17 protein-coding genes and 1 pseudogene are annotated in these 18,202 nt (G+C 61.6%); 7 read left to right on the top strand and 11 right to left on the bottom strand.

Annotation, left to right across the window (positions count from 1 at the left end):
- Positions 1-35 precede the first annotated feature (35 nt).
- The 4 genes from G9X64_RS26285 to G9X64_RS26270 all read right to left on the bottom strand — a co-directional run bounded on the left by G9X64_RS26285 (position 36) and on the right by G9X64_RS26270 (position 4,388).
- Positions 36-1,127 carry an ABC transporter ATP-binding protein gene (locus G9X64_RS26285; protein ID WP_171377649.1) on the bottom strand — a complete coding sequence of 364 codons (1,092 nt, stop codon included), beginning with the start codon at positions 1,125-1,127 and terminating at the stop codon, positions 36-38.
- A 4-nt stretch (positions 1,128-1,131) separates the two neighbouring features.
- On the bottom strand, positions 1,132-2,076 hold the full coding sequence (locus G9X64_RS26280) for a carbohydrate ABC transporter permease (protein WP_168310910.1): 945 nt from the start codon (positions 2,074-2,076) through the stop codon (positions 1,132-1,134).
- The gene (locus G9X64_RS26275; protein ID WP_003540432.1) at positions 2,069-2,974 is read right to left on the bottom strand and encodes a carbohydrate ABC transporter permease; all 906 of its coding nucleotides are present in this window, start codon (positions 2,972-2,974) and stop codon (positions 2,069-2,071) included. The genes G9X64_RS26280 and G9X64_RS26275 overlap by 8 nt, the downstream gene beginning before the upstream one ends.
- A gap of 178 nt (positions 2,975-3,152) precedes the next feature.
- Positions 3,153-4,388 carry an ABC transporter substrate-binding protein gene (locus G9X64_RS26270; RefSeq protein ID WP_168310911.1) on the bottom strand — a complete coding sequence of 412 codons (1,236 nt, stop codon included), beginning with the start codon at positions 4,386-4,388 and terminating at the stop codon, positions 3,153-3,155.
- A gap of 454 nt (positions 4,389-4,842) precedes the next feature.
- On the opposite strand from G9X64_RS26270, the gene G9X64_RS26265 reads away from it, so the two are divergent.
- The gene (locus tag G9X64_RS26265; protein ID WP_012757809.1) at positions 4,843-5,886 is read left to right on the top strand and encodes a LacI family transcriptional regulator; all 1,044 of its coding nucleotides are present in this window, start codon (positions 4,843-4,845) and stop codon (positions 5,884-5,886) included.
- A gap of 57 nt (positions 5,887-5,943) precedes the next feature.
- Here the strand turns inward: G9X64_RS26265 and leuS are convergent, their stop codons facing one another.
- Together leuS and G9X64_RS26255 are read right to left on the bottom strand one after the other, a co-directional pair.
- Positions 5,944-8,460 (bottom strand): leucine--tRNA ligase, encoded by a 2,517-nt coding sequence (gene leuS / locus G9X64_RS26260; protein ID WP_168310912.1) that lies wholly within the window; start codon positions 8,458-8,460, stop codon positions 5,944-5,946.
- A 402-nt stretch (positions 8,461-8,862) separates the two neighbouring features.
- Positions 8,863-9,759 (bottom strand): LysR family transcriptional regulator, encoded by an 897-nt coding sequence (locus G9X64_RS26255; RefSeq protein WP_168310913.1) that lies wholly within the window; start codon positions 9,757-9,759, stop codon positions 8,863-8,865.
- Between the two features lie 176 nt (positions 9,760-9,935).
- On the opposite strand from G9X64_RS26255, the gene G9X64_RS26250 reads away from it, so the two are divergent.
- The 3 genes and pseudogenes from G9X64_RS26250 to G9X64_RS26240 all read left to right on the top strand — a co-directional run bounded on the left by G9X64_RS26250 (position 9,936) and on the right by G9X64_RS26240 (position 12,222).
- The gene (locus G9X64_RS26250; protein ID WP_168310914.1) at positions 9,936-10,550 is read left to right on the top strand and encodes a C39 family peptidase; all 615 of its coding nucleotides are present in this window, start codon (positions 9,936-9,938) and stop codon (positions 10,548-10,550) included.
- Between the two features lie 35 nt (positions 10,551-10,585).
- Entirely contained in the window at positions 10,586-11,662 is a 1,077-nt protein-coding gene (locus G9X64_RS26245) for a D-alanine--D-alanine ligase family protein (protein ID WP_168310915.1), read from the top strand.
- Positions 11,663-11,677: 15 nt separating this feature from the next.
- Positions 11,678-12,222, top strand: a pseudogene (locus G9X64_RS26240) (AAA family ATPase).
- Between the two features lie 9 nt (positions 12,223-12,231).
- Here G9X64_RS26240 and G9X64_RS26235 read toward each other — a convergent pair.
- The 5 genes from G9X64_RS26235 to gnd form a co-directional block, all read right to left on the bottom strand.
- Positions 12,232-12,849 carry a class I SAM-dependent methyltransferase gene (locus G9X64_RS26235; RefSeq protein WP_168310916.1) on the bottom strand — a complete coding sequence of 206 codons (618 nt, stop codon included), beginning with the start codon at positions 12,847-12,849 and terminating at the stop codon, positions 12,232-12,234.
- A gap of 104 nt (positions 12,850-12,953) precedes the next feature.
- Entirely contained in the window at positions 12,954-13,463 is a 510-nt protein-coding gene (locus G9X64_RS26230; protein WP_168310917.1) for a GNAT family N-acetyltransferase, read from the bottom strand.
- Positions 13,464-13,519: 56 nt separating this feature from the next.
- A complete protein-coding gene (locus G9X64_RS26225; RefSeq protein WP_168310918.1) occupies positions 13,520-14,014 on the bottom strand; it encodes a GNAT family N-acetyltransferase in 495 nt (164 codons plus the stop codon).
- A gap of 12 nt (positions 14,015-14,026) precedes the next feature.
- A complete protein-coding gene (locus G9X64_RS26220; RefSeq protein ID WP_168310919.1) occupies positions 14,027-14,785 on the bottom strand; it encodes a carbon-nitrogen hydrolase family protein in 759 nt (252 codons plus the stop codon).
- Positions 14,786-14,868: 83 nt separating this feature from the next.
- Positions 14,869-16,320, bottom strand: a complete 1,452-nt coding sequence (gene gnd / locus G9X64_RS26215; protein ID WP_171377648.1) for an NADP-dependent phosphogluconate dehydrogenase — start codon at positions 16,318-16,320, stop codon at positions 14,869-14,871.
- Between the two features lie 210 nt (positions 16,321-16,530).
- On the opposite strand from gnd, the gene G9X64_RS26210 reads away from it, so the two are divergent.
- The 3 genes from G9X64_RS26210 (at position 16,531) to G9X64_RS26200 (ending at position 18,151) form a co-directional block, all read left to right on the top strand.
- Positions 16,531-17,322 carry a helix-turn-helix domain-containing protein gene (locus tag G9X64_RS26210; protein WP_168310921.1) on the top strand — a complete coding sequence of 264 codons (792 nt, stop codon included), beginning with the start codon at positions 16,531-16,533 and terminating at the stop codon, positions 17,320-17,322.
- Positions 17,323-17,392: 70 nt separating this feature from the next.
- A complete protein-coding gene (locus tag G9X64_RS26205) occupies positions 17,393-17,791 on the top strand; it encodes a polyketide cyclase (protein WP_020050326.1) in 399 nt (132 codons plus the stop codon).
- On the top strand, positions 17,792-18,151 hold the full coding sequence (locus G9X64_RS26200) for a VOC family protein (RefSeq protein ID WP_168310922.1): 360 nt from the start codon (positions 17,792-17,794) through the stop codon (positions 18,149-18,151). It begins immediately after the preceding gene.
- The last annotated feature ends 51 nt before the right edge of the window (positions 18,152-18,202 follow it).

The following is an 18,202-nucleotide window of genomic DNA, read 5'->3' as shown; positions in this document are numbered from 1 at the left end:
GGGCGGCGCCATTTCGGCCCCGCCCGCAGAGTTCTCTAGAGACGCAGCTCGCTTTCGGCGTCGAAGACCGAGGCGACAGTCATGTCGAAGCTGAGCTTCACCTTGGCTCCGACGTTGAAGCGGCGTGCGCCGTTGACACGTACCGACATCGTGTGACCGGCATGTTTCAGCCACAGCAGATTGTCCGCGCCCATCGGCTCCTCGATATCGACAGTGGCGTCATGTTCTTCGCCGCCGGTATTCTCGTTGACTTTGATGTGTTCTGGACGAACGCCGAGCACCACTTTGCGGCCGGGCTGCAGCGTCTCAGTAGCGTCGTAAGCAGCGAGCGAAAAAATGACGCCGTTGGCCAAAAAGGCAATGCCGTCGCCTGATTTAACCAGCTCGCCGTGCAGGAAATTCATCGACGGCGAGCCGATGAAGCCGGCAACGAACAAATTGCGCGGCCTGTTGTAGATCGTCGTCGGATCGTCGAGCTGCTGGATGATGCCGCTCTTCATGATGGCGATGCGGTCGGCGAGCGTCAGCGCCTCAATCTGGTCGTGGGTGACGTAGATCATCGTGTTCTTCAGCGACTGGTGCAGCCGCTTGATTTCGACGCGCAGCTCCGAGCGGAGCTTGGCGTCGAGGTTGGACAGCGGCTCGTCGAACAGAAAAACGTCGACGTCGCGCACCAGTGCCCGGCCGATCGCCACGCGCTGGCGCTGGCCGCCGGAAAGCTCCGCCGGCTTGCGCTTGAGGAGTGGCTGAATTTGCAGGATCTCGGAGGCACGCGCCACCCGCTTGTCGATCTCGGCCTGCGGCACCTTGGCGACGCGAAGGCCGAAGGAAAGGTTCTTCTCGACCGTCATCTGCGGATAGAGCGCATAGGACTGGAACACCATGCCGATGCCGCGGTCCTTCGGCTCTTCCCAGGTGACGTTCTTGCCCTTGATGAAGATTTGCCCTTCCGAGGCGTCGAGCAGGCCGGCGATGCAATTCAGCAAGGTCGACTTGCCGCAGCCGGACGAACCGAGCAGCACCAGGAATTCGCCGTCGTTGATGTCGAGGTTGAGATCCTTCAGCACGCTGACCGAGCCGAAGTTCAGGGACAGATCCTTGATGGAGACGCTTGCATTCATATTCATGAGATCAACCCTTCACTGCGCCGGCGGCGATGCCGCGGACGAAAAGCCGTCCCGACACGAAGTAGACGATGAGCGGCACAAGACCGGTGAGAATCGTTGCCGCCATGTTGACGTTGTATTCCTTCACGCCCTGGACGGAATTGACGATGTTGTTGAGCTGCACGGTCATCGGATAGGTATCCGGTCGGGTGAAGACCACGCCGAACAAGAAGTCGTTCCAGATGCCGGTCACCTGCAGGATCATCGCGACGACGAAGATCGGCAGCGACATCGGCAGCATGATCCGCAGGAAGATCTGCCAGAAGCCCGCCCCGTCGACACGAGCCGCCTTGAACAGCTCCTCCGGCAGCGACACGAAATAGTTGCGGAAGAGCAGCGTCAAGATCGGCATGCCGAAGATCGAATGGACGATGACGAGGCCGGTCAGCGTGCCGTAGATGCCGATTTCGCGCAGGATGATGACGATCGGATAGATCATCACCTGATAGGGAATGAATGCCCCGATGATGAGGATCGAGAAGAAAAGCTCGGATCCCCTGAAGCGCCAGTTGGCCAGCGCATAGCCATTTACCGAGGCGATTGCGATCGAGATGATGACCGACGGCACCGTGATGCGCACCGAGTTCCAGAACCCACGCGACAGCCCATCACAGTTCAGGCCGGTGCAGGCCTGCGCCCAGGCCTTCACCCAGGGTTCGAAGGTGATCTCCATCGGCGGAGAAAAGATGTTGCCGAGACGGATTTCCGGCATGCCCTTCAGCGACGTCACGACCATCACATAGAGCGGCAACAGGTAGTAGAGCGCTGCGATGATCAGTGTGCCATAGAGCATGATGTTGCGCGCCGACACCGCCGGGCGTGGTCGGGGGCCGCTGGGGCCTTCGCCGAGCTTCGGCGCGACGGCGTCGATGCCCGCAGCCGTGGTGTTGAGAGTTCCTACATCAGCCACGCTTGCGCCCTCCGCCGAATTCCAGATAGGCCCACGGAACGATAATGATCGCGACGGTGACGAGCATCATGGTCGAGGCAGCAAAGCCCTGCCCCAGGTTTTGCGCCTGGAACATGTAATCGTAGACATATTTCGCCGGCACTTCCGAGGAAATGCCCGGTCCGCCGGATGTCTGCGCGACCACGAGGTCGTAGACCTTGACGATGCCGGAGGCGATGATGACGATCGTCGTGATGAAGACCGGCCGCATCATCGGGATGACGATGAAGAGATAGGTCCTCCACATCGGAATGCCATCCACACGCGCCGCTTTCCAGATGTCCTCGTCGATCCCACGCAGGCCGGCAAGCATCAGGCACATGACAAGACCCGTTCCCTGCCACAGCGCCGCGATCAGAATGCCGTAGATGACGATCTCAGGCGTATAGAGCGGATTGAAGGTGAAGCTCGTCCACCCGATCGAGCGCACCACCGCCTGAATGCCGAAGTCAGGGTTCAGAACCCATTGCCAGACGAGGCCCGTCACGATGAAGGACAGCGCAAAGGGATAGAGAAAGATGGTGCGGAAGGTGTTTTCGAAGCGGATTTTCTGGTCCATCAGCGCAGCGAGCATGAAACCGATGACCAGGCTGAAAATCAGCGAGAGGATGCCATAGACGGCCAGGTTCTCGATCGCCGTCACCCAGCGGGGTGCCGCCCATAGGCGCTCGTACTGATCGAAGCCGACAAAGCTCAACCGCGGAAGCAGTTTGGAATTGGTGAAGGAATAAAAAACCGTCCAGAGCGTGCCGCCGACAAAGATCACCAGCGCTGTCAGGATCATCGGAATGGACGCAATCTTGGCATTCAGATTGCGTAGCAACTTGTTTGGCCGGCCTGCTCGCGCTTGACCCGTCATAAACTTCTCCTCAATCGCAATTGCGACAAGTAACAAAACGGCAAGGCGCCGCCTGTCGTCCCCACCTCCGAACCCGTCGAAGATACCGGAGGGACGCCGCCACCCGCCGGACCATCACCGACCGTCCGTATCGATCCGGCCCCATGGGAGCCGGACCGCAAGGCAGCAAGTCTGCAGATCAGTCAGCAGAAGCGATGATCCCGGCGAAACGCTTCTGAGCGTCTTCGGGCGTCATCGACGGATTGGCGAAAAATTCGGAGAAAAGGTCTTCCTTCTGCTTCTGGCTGTCGGCCGAAAGCAGCTGGTCGGTGCCTTGGATCACGTTGCCCTTCTGAAGGATTTCGAGACCCTTCTTCATGCAATCGTTGGCGGCAGCGAGATCGACGTCACCGCGAACCGGCAGCGAACCCTTCTTCAGGTTAAAGGCAACCTGGGTCTTGGGATCGAGCAGGGTCTTGGCAAGCACCCCCTGCGCCTTGGACTTTTCTTCGTCCTTCAGCAGCGGGAAGTAGAAGGCGTCGCCGCCCGTCGAGATGATCTCGTTCACGCCGAGGCCCGGCAGGCAGGTGTAATCGGTGCCGGCCCTCTGACCGGCCAGCGCAAATTCACCCTGCGCCCAGTCGCCCATGATCTGGCCGCCGGCCTTGCCCGTGATGACAAGGTTGGTGGCCTGGTTCCAATCCTGGACGTTGCTGCCTTTGGCCATACGCCGAGCATCGTCGGCGGCCTTGAACACCTTGGCGATTTCAGGACCGGCAGCAACTTCCGCATCCTTGTCCTTGAAGACCTTGTTGAAGGTATCCTTGCCGGCAACGGCAACCATCAGCACGTCGAAGGCGCCTGTCGCCTGCCACGGCTGACCGCCGACGGCAAGCGGAATGATGCCGGCCTTTTCGAGAGCCGGAGCCGCAGCGACGAACTCGTCCCAATTCTTCGGTACTTCGACGCCGGCCTTCTTGAAGGCGGCGTTCGAAAGCCACAACCACTGCCAGGAGTGGATATTGACGGGAGCGCAGTAGATCTTGCCGTCGATGGTGCAGGAATCGAGCAGGCTCGACGGACGAATGATATCCTTCCACTTCTCGGCGGTCGCCACGTCGGTCAGATCGCGCATCAGCCCAGCCTGGACGAGTTCCTCGGCCTGGCGCCCATGGTTGAATTGCGTCGCGCCCATTGGGTCGCCGCCGGTGATGCGGCTGATCATGATCGGGCGAGCAGTGCCGCCGGAGCCGGCGATCGCGCCGTCGACCCAGTGGTTACCGGTGGCGTCGAATGCCTTGGCCAGCTCGGCGACCGCTGCAGCTTCTCCGCCAGAAGTCCACCAGTGGGTGACTTCAAGGTCGGTGGCATTGGCGACTCCTAGCGGAAGTGCGACCGAAGTGGCAAGCAGGGCGGCCATTAGACGGATTTTCATGAGTTTTCCTCCCTCACTGAAACGTTGCCGGAAAAACTTAGATCAATCGATTTCCTCACGCAACTGCCCGCAGGCAAATTTTTCCGTGATAACCGGAATTGCTACTTCTGCCTGTTTACATCAGGAGCACTGCATCCCCTTGAAACGATACCCGCCCGGGCGTTCTCGCACATGCGTTTCCACTTTATCAATTTGAATTTGCGTAATAATTTCACAAAGGAAATTTAGCCCTCAATTTCAGTCTCTTCGCAAGCGCAATAAAACAGAGCACGGATTGCCGATTCAACCTATACGTACAATGTTGCAATGCACACAACAAAAAGCACTCGACATTTCTACTGTATCGTTACAGATTGCATTCTTCAGGGAGGTGCGATTTTGGCATGCGGCGGGCTTACGACGCTGGAAAAAGCCTCTATAAGCGACACCAATTCGCGCAGGACGGCCTAAAGGGATGGAAAACAAGGGAAATTTCGGGAACGCGGCATCGACGCCGGCAGCGCGCGAGCGCCCGACGTTGAAGACGATCGCCTTCATGACGGGCCTTGGCGTGACGACGGTGTCGCGCGCGCTGAAGGATGCGCCGGATATCGGGGCCGAAACCAAGGAGCGAGTGCGCATGGTCGCCCGCCAGCTCGGCTACCAGCCGAACAGGGCGGGTGTGCGCCTCCGTACCGGCAAGACCAACGTCATCGCCCTCGTCCTCAGCATCGACGAGGAGATCATGGGCTTCTCGAGCCAGATGGTCTTCGGCATCTCCGAGGTGCTGTCCGGCACGCCCTATCATATCGTCATCACGCCGCATTCGCACAGCAAGGACCCGATGCTGCCGGTGCGCTATATCCTTGATACCGGCTCGGCCGACGGCGTCATCATCTCACGCATCGAGCCAGACGATCCGCGCGTAAGGCTGCTGAGCGAGCGCGGCATGCCCTTTGCCACGCATGGGCGCACCGATGCGGGTCTCACGCATCCCTTCCACGATTTCGACAACGAGGCCTTCGCCCATAAGGCGGTGGAAAAGCTGGTTAAGCGCGGCCGGCGCCGCATCGCCCTGCTGCAGCCGCCGAGCAAGCTCACTTACTACGCCCATATCCGCATCGGCTTCCAGACCGGCCTGCATGATTACGGCGCCGAGGAAGTGCCGCTGCGCATCAACACCGACGCCCCGCTCGCCGACATCCGCGACGTCGTCGAGGTGATGATGCGCTCGGCCAACGCACCTGACGGCATCGTCTGTTCAGCCGGCAGTGCTGCAATCGCCGTCAATGCCGGGATTGAGGCCGCCGGCAAGGCGCTCGGCCGCGATCTCGACATGGTCTCCAAACAATCGGTACCGATCCTGAACTGGATCCGCCCCGAGATCATCACCGCCCAGGAGGATGTCCGCCACGCCGGCCGCGAAATGGCCAAAGCCGTCATCGCCCGCATCGACGGCGTCGAACCGGAACTGCTGCAGAGCATTAGTCAGCCGACCTGGCCGGAGAGTGGCAGGTAGGCGGTCGGTTGAAGGAACGGACCGTCGGGCTGAAGTCCGACGATCCGCTTTGGATCATCACAGGTCTTCGACGACGAAATTCACCAGTCGCCCCGGGACCAGAACTTCCTTTACCACCGTTTTGCCGTCGAGCAAGGCCATAACTGAAGGTTCGGATCGCGCCGCTGCAAGCAGCGCCTCGCCGAGATCGGCGGCGGCTTCGAAGCGGTGGCGAACCTTGCCGTTGATCTGCACGACATATTCGCGGGTCTCCATCTCGATCATTGCGGGATCGAAGGTCGGCCAGGAAACCCATGTCAGTGTTTCCCCGTGACCAAGCTTGCTCCATAACTCCTCCGCGATGTGAGGCGCAAAGGGTGCGAGCAACAGCACGAATGTCTCCACCACTTCGCGCGGACGCACTGCTTCCGCCGTCAGTGCGTTGGCCAGTTCCATCAGCCGGGAAACCGCGGTATTGAACCGAATTGCTTCGATATCCGCCGTCACGGTCTTCACCGTCTGGTGGCGCAAGCGCAGAAGCTGCGGGCTGGGGGCCGCCTCCAGCACCACTGGAGAGAGTCCATCGCTCTCGTCGCAGACAATGCGCCAGGCACGCTCCAGAAACCGACGCACGCCGATCACGCCAGCGGTCTGCCAGGGTTTTGCCGCGTCCAGAGGTCCCATGAACATCTCGTACAGGCGTAAGGCGTCGGCCCCGAACTGACGGACGACATCGTCGGGGTTAACAACGTTCAGCCGCGACTTCGACATCTTCTCGACGGCGCGCTGCACTTCGACCGACCCAGCGAACCATCTGCCCTCCTCTTCGACGACGGACGACGGCGCACAATACCGGCCCGCCGCATCGCGGTAGGAATGAGCAAGGATCATGCCCTGGTTGAACAGCCGCTGGAACGGCTCTTCCGTCGAAACGACGCCGATGTCGTAGAGCACCTTATGCCAGAAGCGGGCATAGAGCAGATGCAGGACCGCGTGCTCGGCGCCGCCGACATAGAGATCGACCGGCATCCAGTAGCGCTCGGCCTCGCGCCCGACGAGTTCGCTGGTGTTCTCCGGATCGAGGAATCTGAGATAATACCAGCAGGAGCCCGCCCATTGCGGCATCGTGTTGGTCTCCCGCCGTGCCGGAATGTCGGTGCCCGGCACGATCGTTTCGACCCAGGCCTGCGCACGGGCAAGCGGCGGTTCGCCATCCGGCGTCGGAGCGTAGTCGTCCAGTTCAGGCGGCAGCAGCGGCAGGCATTCCTCGGGCAGTGGTATCACCGAGCCGTCCGCCAGATGCAGCACCGGTATCGGCTCGCCCCAGTAGCGCTGGCGGGAGAACAGCCAATCACGCAGGCGATAGGTAACCTTCTGCCAGCCCGCGCCGTTCGCCTGCAGCCAGGCGATGATGGCTTTCCTAGCCTCCGGCGAGGCCAGACCATTCAGGAAGCCGGAGTTGACGATCGCCCCCTCGCCCTCAAACGCCGCCTTTTCGATATCGTCCGCACTGTCGATCACGCGAATGATCGGCAGCTCGTGCGCATGGGCAAAGGCGTAGTCGCGCGCGTCATGAGCCGGCACCGCCATCAGGGCGCCGGTGCCGTAGCCAGCCAGCACGTAATCGGCCACCCAGATTGGCAGCCGGGCGCCGTTGGCAGGATTGACGGCGTAGGCGCCGGTGAAGACGCCCGTCTTCTCGCGCCCGGCATCGGCCCTCACCGTCTCTTCCAATCCTTCGGCCTCGGCAATATAGGCGGCCACCGCCTCGCGCATTTCCGGCTCGACGATGGCGGCAACTGCAGGATGCTCCGGCGCAAGGACGATATAGCTTGCTCCGAACAGGGTCTCGGGGCGCGTCGTGAAGACGGTGATGCCCTCCGTGCCATGCCCGAGCGAAAAGCGGATTTCGGCCCCTTCAGAACGCCCGATCCAGTTGCGCTGCATGGTTTTCAGGTTTTCGGGCCAATCGAGGCCGTCCAGTCCCTGCAGCAGCCGATCGGCATAGGCCGTGATGCGCAGCATCCACTGGCGCATCCTGCGGCGAATGACGGGATCGCCGGTCTCGACGTAACGCCCGTCCTTGACCTCCTCGTCGGCGAGCACCGCGTTCTGGGCCGGGCACCAGTTGACTTCGACCTCCGCCTGATAGGCCAGGCCCTTCTCGAACAGCTTCAGGAAGATCCACTGCGTCCAGCGCACATAGGCGGGGTCGGTGGTGGCAAACTCGCGACTCCAGTCATAGGAGAAGCCCAGCCTCTGCACCTGCCCGCGAAACGTCTCGATATTGCGCTTCGTCGTGATATCGGGATGCACACCAGTCCGCATCGCGTGGCGCTCCGCCGGCAGGCCGAAACTGTCCCATCCCATGGGATGCAAGACATTGAAGCCGCGCATGCGTTTGTAGCGGCACGTTATATCAGTGGCCGTATAGCCGAGGGGATGGCCGACATGCAGGCCCGCACCGGAAGGATATGGGAACATGTCGAGTGCGTAGAATTTCGGCCTAGCCAGATCGATTTCCGCTCGGAAGATATGGTGGTCGGCCCAATAGGCCTGCCACTTCGGTTCGATCTTTGTGGGATCATAAGGCATGCATTACTCCTGGCGCCGGCCGGCTCTGGCGGCGGCGTGTTCTGAAGATGAGAGGTATTCTTTGGTTCAGGAGCAGCTACGGCTGCCGGTGCTCCGGTGATGTCCGGCAGCCGCGGCTAAGTCGAAACGCGTGCGGAGTTGCGGCACAGGACGTCTGCGCGACGCTCCGGACGAAAAAAACGCGATGTGACGTCGGAAACGATCTGGTGTCCATGGACGGTGACTCAGGGCAAGGAGAAAGCGAACGACAGTGTTAACCCGGCTCCGATCAGGAGGCCGTGGTGGTAAGTCGGGCGTCGCGTGCGCGGACGTCTGCTGCTTGAGTTGCCATAGTCATGATCCAAGAGTGCCCGATATGATCGCTCCTGCCAAGAGGGCATTCGCGCGAAAATCAGGATCTGTTCAATCCCGCGGCGCGCTCTTTACCAGTTGTTCGAGCACCGCCGCGATCTTCGGGTTGCGACCCTCGCCGCGCCGTGTGATGCCATAGATGCCCCGGTAGGTGGATGGCGCCAGCGGCTTGACGACCAGCGCTCCACCGAAGTCCCGAAGCGACAGTCCGGGCATCACCGAAATCGAGCATCCGGCTTCGACAAGCGCGAACACGACTTCGAAACTGTCGCTGAAGCCGTTGATGACGGGCTCGAAACCGATGTCGCGGCAGGCCTGGCGGATGGCCATGGAATAGGCGCTGGAAGCGACGTCGAGCGCCCAATGGTCATCCCTCAGCTGTGCGAGTTCGATGACGGGCTCGCTCTCCAGCCTGTGGCCAGCGGGCAGAAGCACGAAGAGCTGGTCGCGGCACAGAAACAGCGTGTCGGCCGCGCCCTCCAGCGTATGGGGATCGAACGATATGTCGTCGGCAATGACGATATCGGCCTGCCAGGCCCGGAGCGCTGCCACGCCTTCGGCGGGTCCCATCGTCGTCATGACGATGTCGAGATGCGGATGGTCGATGGCGAGCTGGCGCATCGCAGCGGGAATGAAGGAGGAAGCCGCGGATGGTTGGGTGGCGATCCTCAGGTCGCCGGCGACGATATTCTGCAACTCGGCAATATCGGTCTTGGCTTCCTCGACAATGCCGAATATCCGGTCGGCATGCAGGACGAGCCGGTGGCCGGCCGGTGTCAGCGTCACCCCTCGCCCGCGCCGCTCGACGAGCGCAATGCCGACTTCGTCCTCCAGTTGGGCGATCTGCTGGGAAACGGCCGATGAGGAAATGCCGAGCGCGTCGGCGACCGCAGCCATCGTCTCGCGGCGCGAGAGCTCGCGAAGTGTGCGCAATCGGAAGAAATCCAAGCCCGTTTCTCCGGTCGATCAATCGGCCATAATTTCTAACCTATATGCTTATTTTAATTAAGTGGACCTGAAGAAAACTGCACCTTAGTCTTTGGATTCGCAAGCGGGGCATCGGTTCGAAAAAAGCCAAGATTGCCCGCCATCTCAAGAGACGAGTCACGGGGGATATCGACAGGATGCAGCAGAGCGGCGTGCCCTATTTCAGCCAATGGGAAACACCCGGCATGACGTTGCCGGTGCTTGCCGAGGGATCGCAGGCTCTGCTCAGCGATCCGCTCTGGCGCCATTCGGGGGCCGCAACCATCGAGGAATATGCGCGCTGGGCGGTCAATATCTGCGGCATGGCCTGCCTGAAGATGATCCTTGCTGCCCGCGGCGAGATCCATCCGACACTCGAGCTTGCTCGCGCCTGCACTCGTTATGGCGGTTATGTCGTCAACGAGATCGATGCCTCGATCAAAGGGCTGGTCTACGCGCCCTTCGTCCGCTTCATCGCCGACCGTTTCGGGCTTAGCGCGGAGACGATGACCGGCGTCGAGACATCGGCCATTCCCGAGCTACTGTCGAAGCGCCGCTTTTTCATCGCCTCGGTGAACTCGGGCATCCGCTGGCCGGAGCGCGAGCCGCCGTCGAAAGGCGGACACCTGGTGCTGGTGACGGCAGCCAGCGATGAAACAATCCGCTTTCACAACCCGTCCGGCCACGACGCGGCGAGCCAGGCCGATGTGACGCTGCCGCTTGCCATCTTCGACCGTTTCTACGCCAATCGCGGCATATCGGTCGACGCCTGACCCTTTTCCAACACCAGATCGTTTTGGAGGCTCTCATGACCCCATCCCCAAACAGGCTGCGCATTGTCGTGCTCTTCGGCGGCCGCTCGGCCGAGCATGAGGTTTCCGTGCTCTCGGCAACCAATGTCATGGGCGCGCTCAAGCCCGAGAAATACGACGCCATCCCTGTCTTCATCACCCGCGACGGACAATGGCTGCTAAGCAGTTTTGAGGATGGCGTGCTGGCGACACCTTCATCGGACACGGAAATCTGCCTGGTGCCGGGTGGGCGCGGCCGGATGCTGGCGATCCCGGCTCATGGTGCGCCGCATGAGCTGGCGAAGATCGACATCCTTTTTCCCGTGTTGCACGGCCCGCATGGCGAAGACGGATCGGTACAGGGTGCGGCGGAGGTGGCCCGCGTGCCGCTCGCCGGCTGTGGCATCCTGGGTTCCGCCGCAGCGCTCGACAAGGACATCGCCAAACGCCTGCTGAGGGCGGCGGGCCTGCCGGTGGCGCGCGCGGTGACGATCCATCAGGGTGCGGCCCCTTCACTGGCAGCCTTGGAAGGTGAACTCGGCCTGCCGCTCTTCATCAAGCCTGCGCGCCAGGGATCGTCGGTCGGTGTCGCCAAGGTCCATGCCAGCAAGGAATTCGCGCCAGCCCTTACTGAGGCCTTCCGCCACGATCGCACACTGCTCGCCGAGGAATTCGTGCGCGGCCGTGAGATCGAATTCAGCGTGCTGGAGGATGCGGCAGGAGAACTCTTCGTCTCCCGGCCGGGCGAGATCGTGCCGGCGGAATGCCACGGCTTTTACAGTTACGATGCCAAATATATCGACGAGAAAGGTGCGGCGCTGAAAGTGCCGGCCGAACTGCCGCAGGAGGTCGAGGCCGCCATGCGCGACGTGGCCGCAAGAGCCTTCCGGGCCGTCGGTTGCGACGGCATGGCCCGCATCGACTTCTTCCTGACGGATGACATGCGTTTCCTCGTCAATGAAATCAATACCATCCCCGGCTTTACCGATATCAGCATGTATCCCAAGGCCATGGCGGCAAGTGGTGTCACCTACGCCGAAATCATCGACCGCCTCGTGGACCACGGCCTGGCGCGCGCCCGACGGGCCGCCTGAGACGGGAGCTGGATCATGAACAGGTCGGTCTTGATTTCGGGATGTTCTGGCGGCGGAAAATCGACGCTGCTGGCGGAACTTGGCGCCCGCGGTCATGCCGTCGTCGAAGAGCCCGGCCGACGGATCGTCAAACAGGAACTCGAAGGCGACGGCGCAGCCCTGCCCTGGGTCGACATGGCGGCCTTTGCCCGCCGCGCGATCGAGAGGGCGATGGCTGACCACACGACGGCGCGTGAGCAGACCGGCTGGACGTTCTTCGATCGCGGGCTGATCGATGCGGCGGCAGCGTTGCAGCACCTGACCGGAGAACCGATCCTGGAAAAATTGGGCGCCGCCCACCGTTATCACCCGAGGATTTTTATCACGCCGCCATGGCCGAAATCTACACGACCGACCCCGAGCGGCGCCATGGCTTCGACGAGGCGGTCGCCGAATATGATCGACTTGCCGCCGTCTATCCGACGCTCGGCTATGACATCGTCATGCTGCCGAAAATCGCGGTCGCCGACCGGGCGGATTTCATCGTCGACTGCCTCTCTCGGGAACCGAGGCGGCAGTAGACGAGATCGTTAGCGCCTCCGAAAAACGCACCACTGGAACGACTGCCGGCCACCAGCGGGTGTTGCGTGCTCCTCGCGCCAGTCGCGCTGAAGCGCGAAGGTGGACGAGAATTCGGTCGCAAGCGCCACCGCATCGTAACGCTGGACCGGCAAGCCGCTGCACCGTTCCGGCCCGTCCGGCCCAAAGGTCGCCATGATCACGACGCTGCTCGGCGCCGTGCCGGTTTCGAGCGCGCGGCGATAGGCCAGCCGCTGCTCGGGCTCGGTGAGGAAGTGAAAAACGGCGCGATCGTGCCACACATCGTAATGGCGGTCGGGCTGCCATGACGTCACGTCGGCAACAACCCAGGCGATCCGGGCGGCATCATCACGCAGCCGCGCCTTGGCGACCTCAAGCGCCGGCGCGGCGATGTCGAGGACGGTGAGGTCGGACCACCCGCGCTCGATAAGACGGTCGACAAGGCTCGATGCGCCGCCGCCCACATCGATCAGCGAGGCCGTGGCCGGCAGTTGCAGCTCGTCAAGCGCCCGCAAGGAAGGCCCGGGCGTCGGCTGATACCAGCTGACGCTGTCGGAAGGTTTCGTGCGGTAGACCTCGTCCCAGTGTTCCCGCTTCTCGCCTGTCATCCGATATCCCGATCTCTTGCAGAGCCCGATTGCCTAACTGATCAACATGTAGGGACTGAGACCTCTGCAACCAGTCGCAGTGCCCCCAGGATCATGTTCTCCGTTCAGGAAGCGACGTGACGATAGACTAGATCCTTAGGGTCATCTCGGGGGGCTATGGGATCGAGACGCGCGCCCAGTCGTTCCGCAACGGCAACGGATGAGGCATTCCAGGGAGCGATATAGCTGACGAGCGATGGCAGCTTGAGCGTCGCGAAGGCCCAGTCCCGTAACGCCGAGGCCGCTTCGGTCGCATAGTCCCGGCCTTCATATCCCTCATAGACGAACCAGCCGAGCTCCTTCTCCGGAAAGAGCGGTCCGTGATTGATCCCCACCTGACCGACGCATTCGCCGGTTTCGCCAAGCTCGATCATCAGCGCTCCGTGCCCGAAAAGCTGCCAGAGAGCCACGTCATGACAGAACCCTCCCCAAGCCGCGCGCAGATCGAACGGACCGCCCATTCCGACGGAACGCGGCGACGCCATGATCTCAGCATAGGCGGCGAAATCGTCGATACCAGGCATGCGGAGCCTAAGACGCTCGGTTCGAATGGTCATCGCGCCCGCTTCGGACATGTCGTCGCCTTCTCTGTCAGGTTAGGTTTGGATGTTCGGCCGTTGAACGGAATATTCTAGCTTTCAAATCCCGGGGCGAATTGCAACGTCCCGCTCGGCGGAGATCCGCGAAAGACAATCCTCTGCACGAGCCGCGTATCGAGGTCGAGGTATTTCAGTTGCCCGTCGCTGCCGAACCCGACGCGGCTGTAGATCTCAGGATTGCCGATCAGGGCACATCCGCTGGCGCCCATCTCATTCAACAATTCGAGACCCCGTGTAATCATCGCCTTGCCGATACCCTGCCGCTGTCTCTCCGGCTTGACCGATATCGGCCCCAGTCCGAACCAGCCGTCATGCGCGCCATTGATCGTCACCGGCGAAAACGCGACATGCCCGAGAATCTCGCCATCCTGCTCGGCCACCAGCGATATCTTGAGATCGCCCGCCGCGCGAAGTCTTCGGACAATCTCCGCTTCCGTACCGTCGCTGTAGGGCATCGGCTTGAAGGCGGTCGAGGTCAGTTCATGGATCGCATCGATATCGTCAGGCGTTTCGTATCGGATCAGCATCTCCATCAATCCTCAACCGCCATAGTTCACAGGTGCTATGCAGGGAAAATCGAAGAGCAGCAAGCCGGGCTCCTCCAGCGGCAGTTGCGCCACGACCTGCCCTTGCCGGTTCAGCACGGCCGTCGGTCCCCAGGCGATGCGTCCGTCGCGCTCGCCTGTCACGTCGGATGATATCAGCCACAGGCCTGCCTCGCGGCATCTTTGACCGCGAACGGCATTATGCAGAGGCTTGAATATTTCCGCCTTCTCCCGTGGCATCATGTTGTTGGACAGGCATAAGATCAGCGATGCACCAGACGCGGCGACCTTTGCGGCTGCCTCCGGAAAATTGGTGTCGTAGCAGATGTTTATCCCGAAGCGCAGGGCACCGATCGCAAAGAGCGGGCTCTCCTTTCCAGCCTCGAAAGCCCGTTCGCCGCCCAACAGGTGGGCCTTCCTGTAACGGCCGAGGAGAATGCCGCGCTCGACGACGACGGCGGTGTTGAACAATCGCTCGTCATCGATCTCGATCAGCCCCATGACCAGCACCGGTCCCGACTTCGGCAACCGATCCAGAATCGCCGCGAACTCGGAAGACGCGAGATCGAGGGCAACCCGCCGCGCCGATGCTTCATCGGTCAGGTAGCCTTGCAGAAAACCTTCGGGAAAGACCAGCAGGGCAACACCCTCAGCCTCGGCACGAGCAGCCATCCCGCAGGCATAATCCAGTGCCGCCTCGACATTTTCCCGAAATTCCGGCGTCTGCGCGGCGGCTATCCGAATGCTCGTCAATTAGATCTCCGGGTTCTCGGCCGCAGCATCTCAGCAAAAGGCCCGACACTGTGGCCGGGCCTCTCCTTGACAATCGGTACACCTCAGAAGGTCGAGGCACCGCTGCCCCAGGGGCCGTGGTGGAAATCCTTACCATCAAGGCGGTCGAAGCCGTGGGCGCCGAAGAAATCCCGCTGCGCCTGGATGAGGTTTGCCGTTCCCCTGCCCTGGCGATAGGCGTCGAAATAGGTGAGCGCCGAGGTCAGCGCCGGAACCGGCAGGCCGGCGGCAATCGCGGCACCGACGACACGGCGCAGTGCCGGGATCGATTCCTTGACCATGTCGGAGAAAGCAGGCGTGACGATCAGGTTGGCAGCGTCAGGCGCCTTGGTGAAGGCCGAGGTGATCTCGTCGAGGAACTGCGAGCGGATGATGCAGCCGGCGCGCCAGATCCTGGCAATCGTCGGCATCGGCAGCGACCAGTTGAACTCGCGCGATGCTTCCGCCATCACCGCGAAGCCCTGCGCATAGGCGCCGATCTTGGCAGCGAAAAGCGCCAGCTCCAGATCCTTGTTGAGCTCGGGGCCGTAAGCGATCGGGAAGGACACGGCCTGCGTTCCGAAGATCTTCTCGGCGGCCTCACGCTGCGACTTCATCGAAGAGAGGCTGCGGGCGGCGACGGCGGCTTCGATCGCCGTTGCCGGAATGCCCATGTTCTGCGCCTCGATCGCCGACCACTTGCCGGTTCCCTTCTGGCCGGCCTTGTCGAGAATCATATCGACCATCGGCCCGCCGGAAACCGGATCGGTGGCGGCAAGCACCTTCTCGGAGATTTCGATCAGGTAGGAGTTCAGCCGGCCCTTGTTCCATTCGCCGAAGATGCCGGAGATATCGGAGGCACTCTTGCCGAGGCCGTCGCGCAGGATGCCGTAGATTTCGGCGATCATTTGCATGTCGGCATATTCGATTCCGTTATGGATGGTCTTGACGAAATGGCCGGCGCCGTCATTGCCGAGCCAGGCGACGCAGGGCTCGTCATTGTAACGGGCGGCAATCGAGGTCAGCACCTTCTCGACGCGCTTCCAGGACTCTTCGGTGCCGCCGACCATGATCGACGGGCCGTGGCGCGCACCTTCTTCGCCGCCGGAAACACCCATGCCGATGAAGGTCAGATCGGTATTCTTCAGCCGATCGAAGCGGGCGACGGTGTCGCGGAAATTGGCGTTGCCGGCATCGATCATGATGTCGCCCTTGGAGAGATGCGGGCGCAGCAGCTCCATCTGCTGGTCGACAGGATCGCCCGCCTTGATCATGATGATGATCGGACGCGGCGGCCGGATCGCGTCGACGAATTCCTCGATGGTCTTGCAGGGAATGATCTGCTTCTTCAGATCGCCGGCGCTTTCGTAGAATTCGTCGGTTTTCTCCGGCGTGCGGTTGAAGACCGCGATTTTATTGCCTTTCTCCGCGATGTTGAGCGCCAGGTTGGAGCCCATGACCGCAAGGCCGATAAGTCCGATTTCTGCCTTTTCCACGACAAACCTCCGATGTGTCATTTGGACCGGTGTTGTGGCACTGTCTCGGTCAAACGGCAAGTCTCGCAAGGGTCTAATCGGTTCGCAAAAACCAATGAAATGAGGCTTGCAATATCCCGCTTGTCCGACAACCCACCAGCTGCCGCTTTAATCCGAAGCCGCAAGTTTTTCGCGCGTCCCGCCTGTAATACCCTATCTCATGTTATAATCAGTGCCTCGGGAGATATCGCATTGGCATCGGGAAAACGAAAAGAAACGGCTCTCCTGGCGGCCTGCGCCGGCCGCTACCGCGAATATGCACCGCCGCCGACGCTGCGACGCCATTTCAGTCGCCTCTGGTCGCACGCGCTCAATGACGGACCGCCGGCAATGGTGGCGATCGTGCCGGACGGCTATTGCGATCTCCTCTGGATCGACGGCCGGCTGGTCGTCGCCGGCCCCGACAGGACGGCGGCCTTTCCCGTCATCCGGCCGGGCGCGACAGTCATCGGCGCACGTTTTGCGCCCGGCGCTGCAGCACCCTGGCTGAAGACGCCGCTCTCGGCACTGGTCGGCTGCTCGGTGCCTCTTGCTGACATCGGCCGGAAGGACACGGCCGAATTCGAAGCGCGGCTTGCGGATTGTCCCGACCCCTCGGCCGCGATGGCGCTGTTTGGCCGCCTGCTCGAAGGGACTGCGCGCGATGCAGAGGAGCCCGCCCGCGACGCCGCCATGATCTTTGCCGCCGCCGACGGCGGTCGCCCGGCATCCGGCCTGCTCGACCGGCGCGGCATGAGCGAAAGGCAACTGCGCCGTCGCTGCCACCATCATTTCGGCTACGGCGTAAAGACGCTGGAACGGATCCGCCGGTTCCAGCGTTTCCTCGACCTCTGCCGCAAGTCGGGCACGATGCCGCTTGCCGACCTTGCGCTCGAAGCGGGCTTTGCCGACCAGCCCCATATGACGCGGGAGGTCGGCGAGCTTTCGACGCTGACGCCCGCCGTCATTCTCGACCAGCTCGGCATGCGGAAAAGAGCCGGCTGACCGTTTTGTTCAAGACGCTGCCGGCCGGTTTGTTACTCTGACGAAACCAAATGACAGGGACCTGCAAGCCATGACCACAATGCCCGCGAAAATAATCCACCGGTCGATCGAGCGCGATTGGCGCGACGTCTATGAATTCGCCGGCAAGCCGGAGAACATGCCGCTCTGGGCCTCCGGCCTTGCGACCGGGCTCGATCCTGATGGTGCCGACTGGATCGCCGATGGCGCTCTCGGAAAAATCAGGGTGAGCTTCGTGCCTGCCAATGAATTCGGCGTGATCGACCATACGGTGACGATCGAATCCGGCCTCAGGGTCTATAATGCTCTGCGCATCGTTCCGAACGGCGATGGCTGCGAGGTCATGTTCACGCTGCTGCGTCTCCCCGGCATGACTGACGCGCAGTTTTCCGCCGATGCCGCCCATGTCGAGAAGGATCTCGCCATGCTGAAAGCCCTGATGGAGAGATAGATGGCCGAGAAGACAGAAAACAACGACCGCCGCATCGACTATGTCGAATTCAACGTCGCCGACATCGCTGCCGCCAAAGCCTTTTACGGCTCGGCCTTCGGCTGGCGCTTCACCGATTACGGCCCCAATTATTGCGAATTCGACGATGGCCGGCTGAAGGGCGGCTTTACCGATTTCGGACCGGTGCGGCCGGGCGGCCCGCTGGTCGTCGTCTATGCCAATGATCTGGAAGAAGTGCTGACCTCAGTCGAAAGAGCCGGCGGCACGATCTGCCGGCCGATCACCGATTTTCCCGGCGGCCGCCGCTTCCACTTCCTCGACCGCGACGGTTACGAGCTCGCCGTCTGGGCGGCTGCTTAGAGCAATTCCAGGAAAAGTGTGAAGCTGTTTTCCGTACGCAATTGCGTAAAA

Source organism: Rhizobium sophorae (assembly GCF_013087515.1).
Lineage (GTDB): Bacteria > Pseudomonadota > Alphaproteobacteria > Rhizobiales > Rhizobiaceae > Rhizobium > Rhizobium sophorae.
This window is presented reverse-complemented; position numbering and strand designations above follow the sequence as displayed.